Origin of the sequence: Micromonospora sp. NPDC005806 (assembly GCF_042871425.1) — a bacterium.
Lineage (GTDB): Bacteria > Actinomycetota > Actinomycetes > Mycobacteriales > Micromonosporaceae > Micromonospora.
Genome location: NZ_JBIAIL010000014.1, coordinates 53,573 through 70,580, shown reverse-complemented (window position 1 = coordinate 70,580; position 17,008 = coordinate 53,573). Strand labels below are relative to the sequence as shown.

Annotated in this window: 13 protein-coding genes; 10 read left to right on the top strand and 3 right to left on the bottom strand. The window is 70.9% G+C overall.

Annotated features, from left to right (window positions below):
- Positions 1-72: 72 nt before the first annotated feature.
- The 6 genes from ACFYOS_RS16970 (at position 73) to ACFYOS_RS16945 (ending at position 7,292) form a co-directional block, all read left to right on the top strand.
- Positions 73-1,194, top strand: a complete 1,122-nt coding sequence (locus ACFYOS_RS16970; protein WP_387141750.1) for a glycosyltransferase — start codon at positions 73-75, stop codon at positions 1,192-1,194.
- A gap of 100 nt (positions 1,195-1,294) precedes the next feature.
- Positions 1,295-2,476 (top strand): glycosyltransferase, encoded by a 1,182-nt coding sequence (locus ACFYOS_RS16965; protein ID WP_387141748.1) that lies wholly within the window; start codon positions 1,295-1,297, stop codon positions 2,474-2,476.
- Complete coding sequence (locus tag ACFYOS_RS16960; protein WP_387141745.1) at positions 2,473-3,627, top strand: glycosyltransferase; 1,155 nt, start codon at positions 2,473-2,475, stop codon at positions 3,625-3,627. The genes ACFYOS_RS16965 and ACFYOS_RS16960 overlap by 4 nt, the downstream gene beginning before the upstream one ends.
- Complete coding sequence (locus ACFYOS_RS16955) at positions 3,624-4,706, top strand: glycosyltransferase family 4 protein (protein ID WP_387141742.1); 1,083 nt, start codon at positions 3,624-3,626, stop codon at positions 4,704-4,706. The genes ACFYOS_RS16960 and ACFYOS_RS16955 overlap by 4 nt, the downstream gene beginning before the upstream one ends.
- A 34-nt stretch (positions 4,707-4,740) precedes the next feature.
- A complete protein-coding gene (locus tag ACFYOS_RS16950; protein ID WP_387141739.1) occupies positions 4,741-5,793 on the top strand; it encodes a glycosyltransferase family 4 protein in 1,053 nt (350 codons plus the stop codon).
- Between the two features lie 113 nt (positions 5,794-5,906).
- Positions 5,907-7,292 (top strand): oligosaccharide flippase family protein, encoded by a 1,386-nt coding sequence (locus ACFYOS_RS16945; protein ID WP_387141736.1) that lies wholly within the window; start codon positions 5,907-5,909, stop codon positions 7,290-7,292.
- A gap of 19 nt (positions 7,293-7,311) precedes the next feature.
- On the opposite strand, the gene ACFYOS_RS16940 is transcribed toward ACFYOS_RS16945, so the two are convergent.
- Positions 7,312-9,093 carry a hypothetical protein gene (locus ACFYOS_RS16940; RefSeq protein WP_387141733.1) on the bottom strand — a complete coding sequence of 594 codons (1,782 nt, stop codon included), beginning with the start codon at positions 9,091-9,093 and terminating at the stop codon, positions 7,312-7,314.
- A 339-nt stretch (positions 9,094-9,432) separates the two neighbouring features.
- Here ACFYOS_RS16940 and ACFYOS_RS16935 point away from each other — a divergent pair, with 339 nt between their 5' ends.
- The 3 genes from ACFYOS_RS16935 to ACFYOS_RS16925 are packed head-to-tail and all read left to right on the top strand — an operon-like array spanning position 9,433 to position 13,197.
- A complete protein-coding gene (locus tag ACFYOS_RS16935; RefSeq protein WP_387141730.1) occupies positions 9,433-11,304 on the top strand; it encodes a hypothetical protein in 1,872 nt (623 codons plus the stop codon).
- Between the two features lies 1 nt (position 11,305).
- Positions 11,306-12,220 (top strand): glycosyltransferase family 2 protein, encoded by a 915-nt coding sequence (locus ACFYOS_RS16930; RefSeq protein ID WP_387141727.1) that lies wholly within the window; start codon positions 11,306-11,308, stop codon positions 12,218-12,220.
- Positions 12,217-13,197, top strand: a complete 981-nt coding sequence (locus ACFYOS_RS16925) for a glycosyltransferase family 4 protein (RefSeq protein WP_387141724.1) — start codon at positions 12,217-12,219, stop codon at positions 13,195-13,197. The genes ACFYOS_RS16930 and ACFYOS_RS16925 overlap by 4 nt, the downstream gene beginning before the upstream one ends.
- A gap of 55 nt (positions 13,198-13,252) precedes the next feature.
- Here the strand turns inward: ACFYOS_RS16925 and ACFYOS_RS16920 are convergent, their stop codons facing one another.
- On the bottom strand, positions 13,253-14,686 hold the full coding sequence (locus tag ACFYOS_RS16920) for a sugar transferase (protein WP_387142029.1): 1,434 nt from the start codon (positions 14,684-14,686) through the stop codon (positions 13,253-13,255).
- A 215-nt stretch (positions 14,687-14,901) separates the two neighbouring features.
- Positions 14,902-15,981 (bottom strand): LCP family protein, encoded by a 1,080-nt coding sequence (locus tag ACFYOS_RS16915; RefSeq protein WP_387141721.1) that lies wholly within the window; start codon positions 15,979-15,981, stop codon positions 14,902-14,904.
- A gap of 125 nt (positions 15,982-16,106) precedes the next feature.
- On the opposite strand from ACFYOS_RS16915, the gene ACFYOS_RS16910 reads away from it, so the two are divergent.
- Positions 16,107-16,940, top strand: coding sequence for a class I SAM-dependent methyltransferase (locus tag ACFYOS_RS16910; RefSeq protein WP_387141718.1), 834 nt, complete (start codon positions 16,107-16,109; stop codon positions 16,938-16,940).
- The last annotated feature ends 68 nt before the right edge of the window (positions 16,941-17,008 follow it).

The window sequence follows — 17,008 nt, the reverse complement described above, 5'->3', positions numbered from 1 at the left end:
GTCCCCTGCTAGGACCCGGAGGCCCGGAATGCGCATCGCCAAATCCAGGACGTGTTGCCTGGGGGAGCGTCGGTGAGCCTAGTCTCGTCCACGTCGGATGCCGCACTCCGCCCCCTCGCCGACCGCTCCGTCGCGCTGGTTCACGAGTGGTTCGGTGCCACCGGCGGTTCCGAGCAGGTCTTCCTGAGCATGGCTGAGGTCGTGCCGCACGCGGAGCGCTTCGTTCTCTGGAAGGACGACGACGCGACGGTGGATCGGGAGATCCACGAGTCCTGGATGGCGAAGACGCCGTTGCGGCGCAGCAAGGCTCTCGCGCTTCCGCTCATGCCGCTCACCTGGCGGACCCTGACCCGCCAGAAATACGACGTCGTCATCTCATCGAGTCACGCCTTCGCGCACACGGTGCGGATCGGGGATCCTGACCAGACCCGCCACCTGAGTTACGTGCACTCACCCGCCCGCTACGTCTGGAGCCCGGATCTCGACCAGCGGGGAGCGAACCCCATGCTCGCGCCGATGCGCGCCGTGCTGCAGGCGGGAGACAAACGGCTGAGCCGGCATGTCCACAGTTACGCGGCGAACTCGCGGGAGGTGCAGGCACGGATCCGCCGTTTCTGGGGACGCGACGCCAGGGTGATCAACCCGCCGGTGGAAGTGGACTACTTCGCGGCGGCCCCGCCGGAGGTGAGCGACCAGGACCGCCGTTACCTCCTGGGCGTCGGTCGCTGGATCCCGTACAAGAACTTCGACCTGATGATCGAGATCGCTGCGGCGGCTCGCCTGCCGCTGGTCATCGCCGGTGGAGGGCCTGAGGAGGAGAATCTGCGCCGACTCGCCGCCCGCGTCGACGTGCCGGTCGAATTCGAGATCAGGCCAACGAAGGAACGGCTCCGCGAACTGTACTGGGGCGCCGTGGCGCTGCTATATCCGGCGCTCGAGGATTTCGGGATGATCCCGGTGGAGGCGCAGGCCTGCGGTACCCCCGTCGTCGGGTGGGCCCGCGGCGGGCTGCTGGAGACCGTGGCGACGGGCGAGACGGGTTTTCTCCTCAACGCCACCGACCCGGCCGAATTTGTGGACCCGATCCGCCGGGCGTCGGACCTGTCCGCCCAGGCGGCGATGACCAATGCCCGACGGTTCACGCCGCAGGCCTTCCAGGCGAACGTAGCCGCGTGGCTGACCGAACAGGGGTAGCCGCCCACTCCCGTCCCCGGATCTAGTAGCGGTATTGGCCGGGAACGGGGCCTCGCATACTCTGGCCGGGCTCAGTGCACTCCGAGCGGGGGATTGATTCATGGGGACGGCGTCGCCCGTCGCGAACGTGCTGATGTTGGGTACCGCCGAGTGGGACTCCCCGATCGCGACCAACCAGCACTACGTCGCGCGCGAGCTCGCGCGCACCACCACGGTGACGTTCGTCGAGTCACTGGGGCTGCGTCGGCCCAGGCTCAACCGCAACGACGTGGTCCGGATGGCGGGGCGGGTCCGGAAGGCGATGGGCGACCGGGAAGCGCCGGCACACCGACCCCGGCCGTCGGGAGCGCAGATCGTGTCGCCGCTCGTGCTGCCCGTGCACCGGACGCCCACCCGCCCGCTCAACCGTGCCCTGCTCCGGCGCGCCACCGGCACCTGGCTCACCAGCTCACGTCCGCGCGTGCTCTGGACGTTCACGCCGGTCACGTACGGCCTGGAAGAGGCGGCAGACGTCGTCATCTATCACTGCGTGGACCTGCTGGCGACCTTCCCCGGGGTGGATGGCGTCGCCGTGGCTCGCGGGGAGAGGTCGTTGTCGTCGCGCACCGTCGTCGCCATCGCCACCAGCAAGGCGGTCCAGGAGCACCTGGTCACCGCCGGCTTCCCCCGGGTCGAGCTCCTGCCGAACGTCGCGGACGTGTCGGTCTTCACGGCGGCGAGCAGGCCGGCTACCGACCGCCGGCCCGTCGCCCTCTTCTCCGGGAATCTCACCGTTCACAAGCTCGACATGCGACTCCTCGAGTCGATCGCCACCGCCCTGCGCGGGCACGGTGAGCTGCTGCTGGCCGGTCCGCTCGCCGCCGGTGGGGGCAGTTTCGACGCGGAGCTGCGCCGTCTTGAAGAGCTTGGTGCCCGCCACGTCGGCGTCCTCACACCCGCCCAGCTCGCCGAGCTGGCTGGAACCTGCGCCGTCGGGCTCATCCCGTACGAGATCAACGATTACACCCGGGGGGTCAGTCCCCTGAAGTGCTTCGAATATCTCTCCTCCGGGCTGGCGGTGCTGAGCACCCGGTTGCCGGCGGTCACCGAGCTCGCGCGGACCAACTCCCACGTGACGGCGGCCGAGGCCGACGACTTCCCTGCCCGCCTGCGGGATCTGCTCCAGCAGGTCACCGACACCGTCGTGAACGACCGGATGGCGAGGGCGGCGGAACACGGCTGGGCAGGCCGTGGCGCGTTGCTGCGCGATCTGCTGGAGACCGAACTGGTCCGCGGGCGATGAAGCGGGTCCTCGTCGTCAGCGTCGAACCGCCCTGGCCGGCGCAGCACGGTGGTCGCATCCGTACCGCTCGGGTGGCCGAGGCGCTGAGCAGTCACCTGGACGTGCTGGTCACGTTTCCCGATCACGGCGAGCGGCAGGTGGACGCCCCGGTCGCGACCGCCCCGCTGCCGTGGTCGCCGCCGTCCGCACTCCGGACCCGGGCGTCGGGGCGCCCCCACCTGGGCGGGCACTACCTGGTGCCCATCGCCGACTCCGTCGGTGCGCTCTGCGTCGAGTTCCGGCCCGATGCGGTCTACTGGTCCCACTCCTACCTGGCCGCGTGGGCGCCTCCGTCGGCACGGCAGGCACCGCACGTGGTCGAATTCGCCAACATCGAAAGTCGCCGTCTGCAGACGCTGGTGACGTCGGCCCAGGGGTGGCAACGGATGGCGCGCCGGGCCGAGGCGACCAAGGCCGCCTTCTGGGAGCCTCGGCTGGCCGCCCGCGCCGCACTCTGCGTTGCGCTCTCCCAGCCGGACAGGGACGTGCTGCGCGGCTGGGCCCGGGATGTCGTCCTGGCGCCGAACGGGGTGGACATCTGGCCCTACACCCCCTCGCCGGCGGACGGGTACGTCCTTGCGCTGGCCTCGTACGACTACGAGCCGAACGTGCTGGCGCTGCGTACGTTCGTCCGAGACACCTGGCCCCTCGTCCGCGCCGCGCTTCCTACGGCTCCACTGGTGGTGGCGGGCCGGCGGAGCGAGGCGTTGCGCCAGGAGTTCGCCGGCACTCCCGGAGTGACCGTGCTCGGCACGCTCGATGAGGTGGCGGACGTCTACGCCGGCGCCGCGCTGACCGTCGCCCCCGCCACCACCGGCGGTGGATCGCAGCTCAAGCTGACCGAGTCGATGTCGCGTGGGCGTTCCGTGGTGATGAGCCCGTTCGCGGCGCAGGGCATGCCGAGCGCCATGCGCGGCACCGACGCCTACTGGGTGGCCGAGGAGCCGCAGTCCTTCGCCGACGCGGTGGCCGACGGGTTGCGGAACCTGCCCGCCCGGCACGCGCGGGAACAGGCGGCATGGCAGCGGTGCGAGGCGCTGGGCTGGCCGCAGGCGGTTCGGGAGCTGGTCACCTCCATCTCGACCCTCGCCGACCGCAAGGCGGCATCGTGATCCGGCGCGTTCACCTGATCGAGTCTGGTGGCCGGGGTGGCGTCTTCAACCACTCCGTCGAGGTGGCCGCCGGTCTGACGGAACTCGGCGTGGAGGTGGTCGTCCACACCGCCGACGACTGCGATGAGGCGCCTGCCTCGGTGGCCCTGTGTCGATGCATCACCTGGCATCGGGCGTCGCCCAACCGGGTCGTCCGCCAGGCCCGGACGTCCGCGCGCTATCTCCTTCGCACCCTGCCGCACCTGCGCCGGGTGATCGGCCCGGAGGACATCGTCCACATCCAGGGCATGTTCGCGCTCACCCCGGAACTCGTCTCGGTCGCCCGGCGCCGTAACGCGACCGTCGTCACCAGCCCACACAACACCTTCGTCCGGTCCAACGCCCCCGGGGGCGACCGGGCGCTGCGCAGTGCGCTCCACGATTCCGACCGGGTCCTCGTCTACTCGGACGCCGACCGGCAGAGCCTCCTCGCCCGGGGAGTGGCCAACGTCGTCCGAGTCCCCCTGGTCCAGTGGACTCCGCCCGTGAAGCCGGCACTGGTCGATCGCTGGCGCACCGAGCTGAAGCCGGACGGCGGCAAGCTCGCCCTGCTGCCGGGCCAGGTCCGGGCGGACAAGAACCCGGAGCTGTTCGTCCAGGCCATGGCGCAGCTGCCCGACTGGCGGGGAGCGGTGGTCGGCGACGATCTCGGACCGGGCCGCCAGGTGGACGCGCTGATCGAACAGACCGGGGCGGCCGTGACGACCGCCTACCGCTATCTGGACGTCGACGAGTTCACCGCCCTGGTGGCGACCGCCGATGTCGTCGTCGCGCCGTACGAGGTCGCCAGTCAGTCCGGCGTCCTCGCGGTGGCGGCCAGGCTGGGCGTGCCGACCGCGGTGGCCCCGTGCGGCGGTCTGGGCGAGCTCGCCACCGCCGTCGCCCAGGACACCAGCGTCGCGGCGCTACGCGACGCCATCGTCGCCGCGCACCAACTCGGCGCGGAGCCGGTCGGCACGGCGGACGCCGCCAACCGTTTCCTTCACGAGTACACCGCTACCCACCAGAGCCGCACCAACGGCCGGACCCGCGGCCGCTGAGGAGAGGACCGTATTGTCCAGGTTGACCGTCACGATGGTCTCTGTCTCGGACACCGCCGGCGGTGCCGAGGCGCACACCGTCGCGCTCGGCCGAGGAATGCGGGATCGCGGCCATGACATCCTCCTGTACGGCCGGTGCCCGGGATGGGAGGAGCGCGGCCTCAGCCGTCGTGAGATCGGGCTCGGGCCGAAATGGTCGCGCAGGACGATGGCCGCCGGGCTCCTGCGGGTGCCCCTCGAGCGGCATCGGACGCAGATCATCGCCGACTCCTCGATCTACTACCTGCAGTTCAAGCGGGAGCAGATCGCCCTGACCGCGCCCCTGTCCCGCCGTGCGCCGGTGGTCTGGACGGAGCACGGGCGGTGGATGGGCGGCGCGGCCGGCCGGCTGCTGCTCGCGGGGTACGCGCGCGCCGCCGAGCACGTCTCCCGGGTGGTCTGTGTCAGTGCGGCCGTGGCAGCTGACCTCGAACCCGTGGTCGGCCGGGACAAGCTCGTCGTAATCCCCAATTCGATCGACACCGGGCGCTACGCCGCCCCGTCGGCCGAGACGCGGGCAGCGTTGCGCCGACAGCTGTTGCCGAGCCGCTTCCACGACCGCCGGGTCGCCGTCCTCGCCGCACGGCTGCATGGCGCCAAGCGCCATCATCGGGCCGTCGCGGCGGCACTGGCCAGCGGCAGCGCGCTGCTCGTCGTCGGCGACGGGCCCGACCGTGAGCGGCTGGAGCGGCTCAGCGCCGGCAACCCCGACGTGCACTTCACGGGCCACCGGGAGGACGTGCCCGCCCTCCTCGCGGCCAGCGACTTCTACCTCTACTGCGGGGCGGAGACCGACGGCACGCCGACCTGCGTACTCGAGGCGGCCGCCGCCGGGCTGCCGGTCGTGGCGTTCGATGGAGATCCCGGGACGGAGTTGGTCTCCCGCTGCGGTGGCCTCGTGATCGGGGATCCGTCGGAACTGACGGCCGAGCGGGCAGCGGCGATCCTGGAGCTGCGCGGCAGCGGCGTCGCCTACGTCGAGCAGCAGCATGGCCGCGAGAACTGGCTCGCCGCGTACGAACGCACCTTCGGGGAGTGCCTCCGGTGACCTCGCCAGGACAGACGACGAACAAGCCGGGAGACGTCGGTGCGGGCACCGTACCGGCGGATCTCGCAGCGACCGGACCAGCCGACCGCTCGCGGTCGGCACGCGGGCTCAGCATGGCCACGGCCGTCTCCCTCGGCCTCCGGTTGCTGGGCATGGTCGTGGGCATGGCGACCAATGCCGTCCTCGCTCGCTACCTGAACCCGGACGGGTTCGGCGTCTTTGCCCTCGCGCTCACCCTCGGCACGGCGGCGGCACAGGTCGCCGACATGGGCACCACGATCACGGTAAGTTCCCGGATCGCGCGGGAACGGGCGTCCGCCGGCCGAATCCTGACCACCGGCCTGGTTATCCGGACGTCGGTGGCGCTGCTCGCGACCGTCGTCCTGCTCATCGCCGCCGCCCGCGGGCTCTTCGGCGAATCCAGCTCGGTGGTCGGCGTCGTCGCCGTCGCGACGCCACTGTCCGCAGCGTCGATCCTGACTGCCGGCGCGACGGCCCGCTTCCGTCCCGAGGTGTCGTCCGTCCTCGCCCTCATTCAGGGCGTTCTCTGGCTGATCGCGGTGGTGACCATCGCGCGCACCGGCGGCGACGTCGTGCTGCTCGCCTGGTTCTTCGTCGCCGTCGTCGCGCTGCAGACCGGCGTCGGCGTGGTGATCAACCGGAGGCTGGTGCCCCTCGGCCGGCCGTCGTGGGCGGAGGCCGGCCGGATCTTCGCGCTGAGCTGGCCGCTGGCGATCAGCTCGCTGGCGGTCATGGCCTACTACCGCCTCGGCTCGGTGATCCTGTTTCACCTCCAGGGCGCTGCCGAGGTGGGCTACTACTCGGCCGCCTACAAGTTCCTCGACGTCGCTCAGCTCGGCCCGGCCATGTTGGTGGCCCCGCTGCTCCCGATCGTCGCGACCAGTCTGTCCATGGACGCCCACCGGCGGAATGTGATCTTCAGTCTGGCGACGCGCACCGGCGTCGTGATCGGCGCGGGTACGGCCGTCATGCTGATCGCGCTCGCTCCCACGCTCGTCGCCTATCTCTACGGGGACGACTTCGGCCCGGCGGTCACGCCCCTGATCCTGCTCGCCGTGGCCTTCGTCGGCGTCACCCTCGGCTATGTCGGCACGACCATCTGTTCCGCGCTGGGCGTCGTACGGCCGATCGCCGTCTTGACCGTCTCGGTGGCGGTGGTGAACCTCGCGGCACAGTTCTGGGCCTGTGCCCGCTGGGGAGCCACGGGCGCCGCGGCGGTCGCGGCCGCGACGGAGTTCGTCATCGGCGTCACGACCTGCCTGCTGGCCGCGCGGGCGATGACGTCGCGACTGCCGGTGCGGGCGATGGCGAGCGTCCTCGTCCTCGGCGGCGTCACGATTCTCGTGTTGTGGCTGGTCCGGCTTCCCTGGCCGATCGAGGCGGCGCTGGCTGCCGGCATGTTCGGTGCGGCGGTGCTGGCCTCGCGGGCGATCACCCCAATGGACCTCAAGCGCGTGCTGTCGCGCAAGGCCCTGTGAGTACGCCAGGCCGCACCGGTCAGTAGGTGGCGCCGGTCCGGAGATGCTGCCAGGTCAGCCCGGTGCACATCACCGGCCCAGTCCCGCACGGTAGGCGCGGATTGGTGTTCGTGGCCCGGCTGCCGTCCACCCGGACGAGCTTGCTGACGTCGACCGCCAGTTCCGGCGCGTACGAGACCACCGAACCGCCGGCGGCGATCGCCACTCCCCGCGAACCGGGGGTCGACCGCAGCCCGTCGCCGCGGACCACCACCGCGCCTGACCTGCGTACCTTCGCGACCCCGCCGATGCTCTGGTCGATGCTCACGTTGGACAGCAGCAGCTCGGTGTCGGTGTTGAGGTCGACCAGCCAGGGCGTCCCGGCGGTCTGCACGTCGCCGAGGGCCAGCCGCAGCAGGGTGTGGGTGGCCGCCTTGGCGGTGACCAGGCCGCCGTTGCCGATGACCCGGACCCCGGACAGGTCCGCCTGGCGCACCGCGGCGTTCTCCGCCCATTCGGACAGTTCGAGCAGGTGACTGTCGCCGCTCGCCGTCATGCTGGCCGTCCGGACGGTCAGCTCGTCCACCGCGCCGGCGATCCGGATGACCTTGGCGCCGGCCGACGCGCCGCCAACGGTCAACCGGTCCACCTGCAGCCGTCGGATCCTCGCCTTCGCGTCCACGGCCAGCAGGGGCAGGGCTCCGAGCTGTGCGACCTCGACATCCTCGACCGTGAGCGCACCCAGGGTCGCGGGAGCCAGCGGCGAGAACCGCACCAGTGGCAGTGCCACGTCGGGGCCGTCGGCCTTCAGCCCGCGGAGCCGGACGTGCCCCACGGCCGAGCCGTTGATGTGCACCACACCGCCCCGGCCGGGCAGGGTGGCTGCGGCCACCTGCTCCACCACCAGGTCGTCGACCCGGCCGCCGGTGGTGCGCCACTCGGCGGTGTCGTCCCCGACCCAGACGACGTTGTTGCCGGCAACGCCCGCAACGCCCCGGACCGTGGTGCGCAACGCCGCGGTCTCCGGTGACCCGCCGAGCACCTTGACCAGCGCCGCGAGGGAGGCCACATTGACGTCCTCGATGACGGTGTCGGTCACCGGGCCCGAGACGTCGTCGTAGGCCTGCCAGTCGCGAGGGGTGATGGCGACGGTGTCGTCGCCCGTGGACCCCCGGATCCCGGAGATTCTGGTCCGCGCGGCCGGCCCTTGGATGTGCACTCCGTCCGAGTAGACGGCGAACGTGATCCGGGTGACGGTGGTGTCGGTGACGTCGCCGAGGGAGATGGCGTACTTGTCGCCCGCGGTCTCCACCGCCAGCCCCTTCAACGTCAGGCCGTCCACATGTCGCCAGCGCAGGGTGTGCAGGTCGGGACCGATGCCACCGACCCCCTCCGCGCGCACCCAGGTGCCGCCGACGACGGCGATGTCCCGGTCCCGGCCGCCACCGGTGACCGCGCTGTTGGTGAGTAGGTTGCAGGCGCTACCCGCGGTCAGGGTCACCGTGCATCCCGACATGACCAGCGTCGTTCCGCTGTGCACCACGAGCGGTGCGCTGACCTGGTAGTGCGCGCCCTGGTGCCCCTGAACCGGGCCGCCCGCCCCGGCGCGGAGAGCGGCGTTGAGCGCGGTGGTGTCGTCGCGCCCGGACTGGGGTGGCAACAGCACAGTGCGTGCCGGGCGCGGGGTGTCGCCCGCGAGGACCAGGTCCCCGGCGACGACCACGCCGCAGGCGGCGGCGAGGAGAGTGCGGCGGCTGGCGATCCGCGGAGGTCGATCCCCGATGACGGTACGAGGTGGCGACCATCGACCGCGAGCGCGCACAGTTGCCACCATTCGAGCCATCCGACCGAAACCACGAACATCGTAGTGAGCTTCCGGTGGGCCCGTCCGGCCCGCTCCCGGTCCACCCCGTCCGGATGACCTGTTCGCGTCGACGCTCGCGTTCACCTTTCCTGCTACTGTGTGCCGCGACGGCCGCTGCCGTGATGTTCGTCCTACCACATTGCACGGCCGCCCTGGTCACAGGGCTGCTTCGGCAGTGGTCGTCCCGCGACTGTCACGGCAACCGGTTCGGCGTTGTGGTCAGCAGGGTTCTGTGTCAGCGAAGGCCGACCGGGATCCGATCTCGGGGCAAAGGCAGCGATGGGTTCCAGAGGGACTTTGACTGATTCGAGCACGGACGACGCGGCCATCAATCCCCCCCAACAGCCTCTCGGCGGCCCTGACGGCCGCAGTGAGGCGGGCCGCGGGTCAGCTCTGAGGTGCCTCCCGGGCTGGGCGTACGGCATCATTTCTCCGTTCGCCGCCATCGGACGGCGGCCGCTCGGCTGGGCGTCCTGGGCGCTCGCGGCGTTCAGCGCCGCGTACATCGTCTGGACCCTGCCGTCCCCGGTCGGCGTCGTCTTCGCGATCGCGTTGCCGCTGCTCGTGCTCCGTCTTCCGGTGACCGGCACCGTGCTCGTGGCCGCGCTCGCCCAGGAGATCAAGCCGAACGGGCGTTTCGGCGTGTTGACCACGCTGGGCCACCAGCTGTACTTCGGCACCGGGAAGATTCCGATCCTGCTGGCGCTCGCGTTGACGGCCGCGTTCGCTGCCGCCGCCCGCTGGTGGCCACCGCAGCGCCTCCGCCTCCGTTCGTTCGGCGGCACGCTGCTCGGGTTGGCTGCCGCACTCGTCGTCCTGGCCAGCGGCAGCGGCCTGCTGCACGGGCAGTCGGTCTTCTCCGCCGTCAACCAGAACGCCCGCCCCTTCATCCTGCTGGTCCTCGGCCTCGTCGTCGGCCTGAGCCTGCGCCGGCTCCGGGACGACCAGAGGTCGCTCCGGACGGCGGTCGCGGTGGCGCTGGCCGGCCTGCTCGTCGCGGCAGCCATCGCCATCCCGCTCGGCGAGATCGCCGACGACCGGCTCAGCGACTACTTCGTCTACTACGACTCGGCGTTCGCCGCGATCGCGGCGGCGGTGTTCATCGGGATGCTCGGGGATGGCGGGTGGCGCTGGGACTGGCGGCACATGGGCGTGCTCGTCGCCGCGCCGCTCCTGGTCCTGATCAGCTTCCGGCGCAGCGTGTGGCTCGCGGCGCTGGCCGCCCTCGTCGTCGTCTTCGTGCTCACCTGGCCACGGTGGAAGCGGATGGTCCGACAGGTCGCGTTCGCGGTCCTCGTGGTGGCGGCGGTCGTGTTCGCCGCGCCGGGTTTCGCGGCGGATCTCGGCCTGCGCAGCGCGGGCAGCTTCGAGGTCGCGAGCAGTGGACCGAGCCCGACCAACGCGCCAACCACGAGTCGGGCGCCGAGCCCGAGCAGTGTGCCGAGTGCGAGCAGTGTGCCGAGTGCTAACGGCGCGCCGGCCGCGAGCCAGGCATCGAGCCCGAGCAGTGCCCCCAGCGCGAGTCGGACCCCGAACGCACAGGGCACGCCGAGCAAGAGCGGCACGCCGAGCAAGAGCGGCACGCCGAGCAAGAGCGGTGCACCGAGCAACACGGGGGCACCGAGTCCGAGTGGCACGGTGAAGGCGACCAGCCCGCCGGGCGCCAGCGGGGGATCGGCCGGGCCGGCCGCCGTGCCGGCCGCCACCCGACCTGCACCGCCGCCGAACCAGGAGAGCAGCGTCCACCAGACGGCGTCCACGGGCGGGCACCTCAGCGATCTTCGGCTCGGGTGGGAGCACGTACGGGCGAATTTCTGGACCGGGGTGGGCCCCCTCGCGCCCCAGATTGACGGCTTCGCCGCCCACGAGGCCACGCGCGTCTACGTGCACAACGAGCTGCTGCAGGACTGGCTGCGGTACGGCCCGGCGGCACCACTGCTCGTCATCCTCTTCCTCGTCGTCGCCGGCCTGGCGGCGCTGAGGGCCCTGCGAGCGCCAGACAGCGACGGCATCGTCCGAGCCGCCGCCGCGTTCTGCCTGATCGCACCGCTGTGTCTGATGACCGCGCCGTTCCTGTCCGAGACGAGCCGGTGGCCGCTGGTGATGGGCATCGCGGTCGGCATCGTCGCCGGATCGGTGGGGGCCAGCACAAAGTCCGGCAGAGCCTGATGTGGAGGTCACGGTGACTGGCACGCCGCTGCGTGAGCGCGAGGCGGATCGCTCGGGTGCGGCCATCGTCTCCGTGGTCGTTCCCACTCGAAACAGAAGCCGACTGGCCTGTGCGAGGGCGAAATGGGCGCTGGCGCAACCGGCCGTGCGGGAGGTGATCTTCGTTGTCGATGGGAGCTCGGACGACACCGCCGCCCAGCTGCGGAGCCTCGCTGATCGGGACTCCCGGCTCCACCTCATCGTCAACGAGCGCAGCGTCGGCCCCCCGAAAGCCAAGAACGCGGGGATTCGTGCCACGACCTCGGAGTGGGTGCTCGTCATCGACGACGACGACGTTCCCAGCGATGATCTCATCGCCGAGCTTCTCGGGGTCGCCCGCGAGGCAGGCGCGGACATCGTCGGTGTGCCCTGGTTCAACCTGGGCGACGCGGAGACCGTCGAAGATCTGATCGCGCGGGCACCCAGAACGCCGGGCGGCCCGGAGCTGGACCGGCCCGGGCTCTTCCCGCAGACGGCCTGGGCGCCATGTGTCTGGATGCCCGCCAACGCACTGTTCCGACGTTCAGTCTTCGACGTGGTCACCTACGACGAGTCCTACACCGGCAACTACTACCGTGAGGAAACGGACCTGTACGTGTCGGCTGCGCGGGCGGGCCACCGGACCTTCGTGACGGATCGCGGTTACACGTACATCCGGACCCGGCAGGGCGGCGGGATCGATCGGCAGTCGAAGCTCCGGTACGAGTACTCGGTGCTCCGCAACAACTGGCACTTCCTGCGCAAACACGGTGTCTGGTTGCGCGAGCGAGGCCTCATCCGCCGACCACTGCACGAGCAGGCGTCGCTGGCTGCTCGGCGATTGCAACCGCTCGTACGCGCCGCCGGACGGCGCCTCACCCGGTGGGCGCGGCGATGAGGGTCGCCATCGTCAGCCCGAACCCGGCCAACAACTCGGGCGGGGTTGAGCGCTTCTGTCACACGCTCGGCGAGGTGATCGGACGGCTCGGCGGTGTGTCCAGTGTGGTCGGCGTCGCCGACCTCGACAAGGTCCCCCATGATCTGGCGATCACGAACGGCATGGTCAGCCGCCGCACCACCTCGCCGCGGATCCACGTCTACCACGGATGCTGGGTGGACCACGTCCGGTTGGGGTCACGTACCAACGCGTACTCCCTGCCCTGGAAGACGCAGTTCCTGCTCAAGGGTGCGGCGAAGGAGATCTGGGCGGGTGCCCACGCCTACCGGGTGGCGGTCTCGGCGCCCACGGCTGCGGAGGTGGAGCACTGGTACCGGCTCCGGGTCCATCGGGTGATACCGAACGGGATCGACACCGGGACTTTCGCGATCGGCGACCGAGACGTCGCCCGCAAACAGTTGCAGGTCTCCGCGGACGAACGGCTGGCCCTCTTCATCGGCCGTGCGGAGGCGCGCAAACGACCGGACATCGCGGCGGCTGCGGCGTCACGCGCCGGCTACCGGTTGTTGACCGCCGGCTCGGGCTCCGTCGCCGGAGCGACCAGTCTCGGTGTTCTCTCGCCGACGGAGTTGAGGACCTGGATCCAGGCAGCGGACTGCGTGCTCGCGCCCAGCGACTACGAGGCGTGTTCGCTGGCCATCCTGGAGGCGATGTCCACCGGGACAGCGGTCGTCACGACCCGGGTGGGCTACGTCCGCACGCTCGTCGACCAGATGCCGGGCTACCTCGATCTGACCGCGCCGGCTGGTGACCTGGACGAGTTCACCCGGGCCCTGACCCTGCTTCCCTCCCGGCAGGCGGCGGTCGCCGACGCCACCGCGTACGTACGGGCGGAGAACAACCTCGACCGCTTCGCCGCGCACTGGTCAGCGGCGATCGACGACGTGCTGGCGAGGACGAGAACGGTCAGCGGTTAGTCGAACCCGGCCAGCCGCCGACCTACCGTCCTCGCTCGTCCCACGCCTGGTCCGGTCAACGGCCGCCACCGCGGAACACCTCCGCGACCGTACGCAGCACCACCTTGATGTCCAGCCAGAGCGACCAGTTCTCGACGTAGTAGTTGTCGAACCGCGCCCGGTCGGAGATGGGAGTGTCACCCCGCAGGCCACTGACCTGCGCGAGCCCGGTCAGACCGACCGGCACCCGGTGACGCATCGCGTAGTTCGGGTACTCGGCGGAGAACTTCTCCACGAAGTACGGCCGCTCCGGCCGCGGCCCAACCACGCTCATCTCCCCGCGCAGGATGTTCCAGAGTTGGGGCAGCTCGTCCAGCGACGTACGACGCATGAACCGGCCGATCGGCCCGACCCGCCGGTCGTGCGCGATGGACCAGTTGGTCTGCGACTCGTGCTCGTCCACCGGCCGCATCGACCGGAACTTGATCACCTTGAACGGCGTGCCGTACCGGCCGATCCGCTCCTGGCGGAAGAAGACGCCCCGGCCGCCGTCGAGGAACGTCGCGATCACGCAGAGCAGCAGCAGCGGGCTCAGCACTATCAAGGCCAGCGCGGCGAGGACCACGTCGGAGGCGCGCTTGATGGCCCAGCGCGGTCCGGTCAGCGTGGTGTCCCCGATCTGGACGATCGGGATGGCCCCGACGTGGTCGGGGTAGCCGCCATGCGACCGGGAGCCCCAGAGGCGGGGAACCGCCCAGAGGTCGCAGCGCGAGCTAACCGGGCGGAGCAGGAACTCCATCAGCGTTGACTCTGGACAGTCCGGGTCGGCGATGACCAGGACGTCGCAGTCCAGCAGCCGGACGAGCTGCTCCAGGTCGTCGAGGGTGCCGATCAGCGGCAGCCCGCCGGGCTCCTGCCGGGACGCCACGTCGACGCAGCCGACGAACCGCAGCCCGTACTGGGGGTAGCGGCGGAGCAGCCGGGCCAGCTCGGCGCCGATCGGGCCGCCGCCGACGACGATGGCGTTGTGCTCCAGCCAGCGCCGACTACGCGCGAAGACGATGAGCCTCCGGGTGCACCCCCGGCCGATGATCACCAGCACCGCGGAGAGCGCGACGCCGTGCATGAACCCGCTGACGTACGGCACCGAGTCATGGCGGTAGGCAGCGATGATGGCCACCACCGCGCCGCAGGCCAGCAGCCGCCCGCCGAGGCTCGGCAGCTCGTCGAGGATGCTGAGGTGACGACGGGCCCGGTAGAGCCCGCCGGTGGCGAAGACGGCCACCGCGAGGGTGGCGTTGGCCAGGGTCCCGCGCCAGTAGTGCTGGGTCAGCAGCAGCGGCGTGAGTAGCGCCGCGACGTCGACCGGAACCGTCAGCATCCATGCCCGCAGCCAGCGCGTCCGCTTTGAGGCGCGGGAACTGGGGTACGGCAGCACCGCGGTCGTGTCGAGACCGGCCCGCGTCGTCGCCGGGGCCGTGGGCTCGCCCGGCCGCCGGACCGCGGGCATCACCGTGAGCAGTACCTCGTTGCCTGCCGGATGGGCCGGCATCACCGTCTGCCGCGATGCCTCATCGAGTTGTGCAGCGTCTCTGGTCGCCGATTGACCTGACATGTCGATCCTCCCCCGTGACAGTCCGGGGCCTGCATGAAGCAGGCCCCGGGCGATCGAAGGATACGAGCGGGTCGGCCGCGCCACCAGAACCGGCACGGCAGTGCGGGATCCTACTTTCCGGCGGAAAGGATTTCCTGGACCGAGTCACGGCGGACCGCGTCGAAGAGCCCCTTGGCCTTCGCCGTGTCCGCGAACACCACGCTCTCCGTGCCGACCCGGCCGGTCCCCTTCACGGGGCAGGTGTAGAACCCCAGGTTGCCGCTGCGCAGGTGGCGCAGCTCCATGGCCAGGTCCACGAGGGACATCGACTTGTCGACGGACACCGAGTTCGCCGTGGCCCGGACGAAGGCGTTCAGCTTGGTGGGGCTGCTAAGCGTGCCACCAGAGGCGGCCTTGTCGAGGATCGCCTTGATCACCTGCTGCTGGTGCTTGATCCGAGTGAAGTCGCCGTTGGCGAAGGCGTAGCGTTCCCGGGCGTAGTCCAGCGCGGCGGCCCCGTCCATGGTCTGCCGGCCCTTGACGAACTCCCGCCGGCCGTCCGGGTTGAGCGAGTGGGTCGAGGTGAAGCTCTGCTCGACGTCGATGTCGATGCCGCCGAGGGCGTCGACGATCTCCTTGAAGCCCGCGAAGTCGACCATCGTCACGTGGTCGATGCGGACCTTGGTGAACTGCTCCACCGTCTGCACCATCAGCGGCACGCCGCCCCAGGCGTACGCTGCGTTGATCTTCGCGTCCCGGCCGCCGTGCTGGCCGTTCTTGGAGCGCGGCACCGGCACCCAGGTATCGCGCGGGATCGAGATGAGCTGGGCGCTCGACCGGTCCTTGGGCAGGTGGGCCAGGATGATGGTGTCGCTCCGGGAGCCCCCAGTGTTCTCCGGGTCGCGCGAGTCGCTGCCCAGGATCATGATGTTCATCGCGCCCTTGGCCACGACCTGCGGCCGGGACTCCTCCGGCACGTCGTTGAAGGCGTCGACCCGCTCGATGGACTTGTTGACCGAGCGATAGTAGAGACCGGCTGCGAGGAACCCGCCGCCGGCGAGCAGCACCACCACCAGCAGTACGATCAGGGCAATACGCCGGCCGCGGCGTCGGCGCGGCGCCGGCTCGGACGTCTGCTCCGGGGCGTCGGGATCCACTTCGGAGGCGCCGTAGCGCGGCGGGGAGTCGGCGAGCTGCTGACGATCTGACATGGTCGCGATGCTACTGACTCAGGTTCGGTGCGGGGACCCTCGTCCGGCCGGTCAGCTCCGGCCACCCGGTCGGTACATCAAAACTTTTCTCGCCGCTGGCCACCCTGAGCTGGTACAACCGCACGGTGGACGCAACGAAGCTCCGGCGGGCCATCGCCCGCACCCCGCTCGCGCCGGTCGCCGCCTTCCCCAAGCGGCTGGCCCGGGTCGCCCGGCACGACGCCCGCGTGCTGCGCACCTCCGCCCGCTGGCTGCTCACCTCCCGGGAGCACCACAACTACACGTACGACCTGACCAAGCTCAGCCGGCACCACCTGGCCTGGTACGTCAGCGTGGTGTGCGACGTCCCGGTGAAGCAGGTGCGCGCCTGGTTCGCCGAGATCGAGGGCGACGAGAAGCTGCGCGGGCACATCGAGGCCGCCACCGCCGCCGCCTCCCGCCGTGGCCTGGCCGACCGGCAGGTCCGGTACGCCCGCCGGATCGGCTGGTACGCCATCGTCCGCGCCCGCAAACCCGGCCACGTGGTCGAGACCGGCGTGGACAAGGGGCTCGGCAGCTGCGTTCTGGCCGCCGCCCTGCTCCGCAACGCCGCCGAGGGCCACCCCGGCCGGCTCACCTCCCTCGACATCAACCCCGAGGCCGGCTACCTGGCCCGCGCCACCCCCTGGGCCGACGTGGTCGACCTGGTCATCGGCGACTCGGTCGCCTCGATCAACGCGCTGGACCGCCCGGTCGACCTCTTCCTGCACGACAGCGACCACAGCCGCGTGCACGAGCAGAGCGAGTTCGAGGCGGTCGAGGCCAAACTCTCCGCCGGGGCGATGCTGCTCACCGACAACGTCACCACCACCAACGTCCTCGCCCAGCATGCCGAACGGACCGGCCGGCGGTTCCTCGCCTACCGGGAGACCCCCGCCGGGCACTGGTACCCGGGAGACGGCATCGGCGTCGCCTGGTGAGGTCTCGTCCCGGGCCACCGGCCTGGGACACGGCGGCTGACGGTGGCTCACCTCGAGGCGATCCGGGG

Bases quoted from the DNA above. Each gene is read 5' to 3' on its own strand.
- ACFYOS_RS16965 (WP_387141748.1), top strand. From the start codon at position 1,295: ATGGGGACGGCGTCGCCCGTCGCGAACGTGCTGATGTTGGGTACCGCC.
- ACFYOS_RS16960 (WP_387141745.1), top strand. From the start codon at position 2,473: ATGAAGCGGGTCCTCGTCGTCAGCGTCGAACCGCCCTGGCCGGCGCAG.
- ACFYOS_RS16950 (WP_387141739.1), top strand. From the start codon at position 4,741: ATGGTCTCTGTCTCGGACACCGCCGGCGGTGCCGAGGCGCACACCGTC.
- ACFYOS_RS16945 (WP_387141736.1), top strand. From the start codon at position 5,907: ATGGCCACGGCCGTCTCCCTCGGCCTCCGGTTGCTGGGCATGGTCGTG.
- ACFYOS_RS16925 (WP_387141724.1), top strand. From the start codon at position 12,217: ATGAGGGTCGCCATCGTCAGCCCGAACCCGGCCAACAACTCGGGCGGG.
- ACFYOS_RS16920 (WP_387142029.1), bottom strand. From the start codon at position 14,686: ATGCCCGCGGTCCGGCGGCCGGGCGAGCCCACGGCCCCGGCGACGACG.
- ACFYOS_RS16915 (WP_387141721.1), bottom strand. From the start codon at position 15,981: ATGTCAGATCGTCAGCAGCTCGCCGACTCCCCGCCGCGCTACGGCGCC.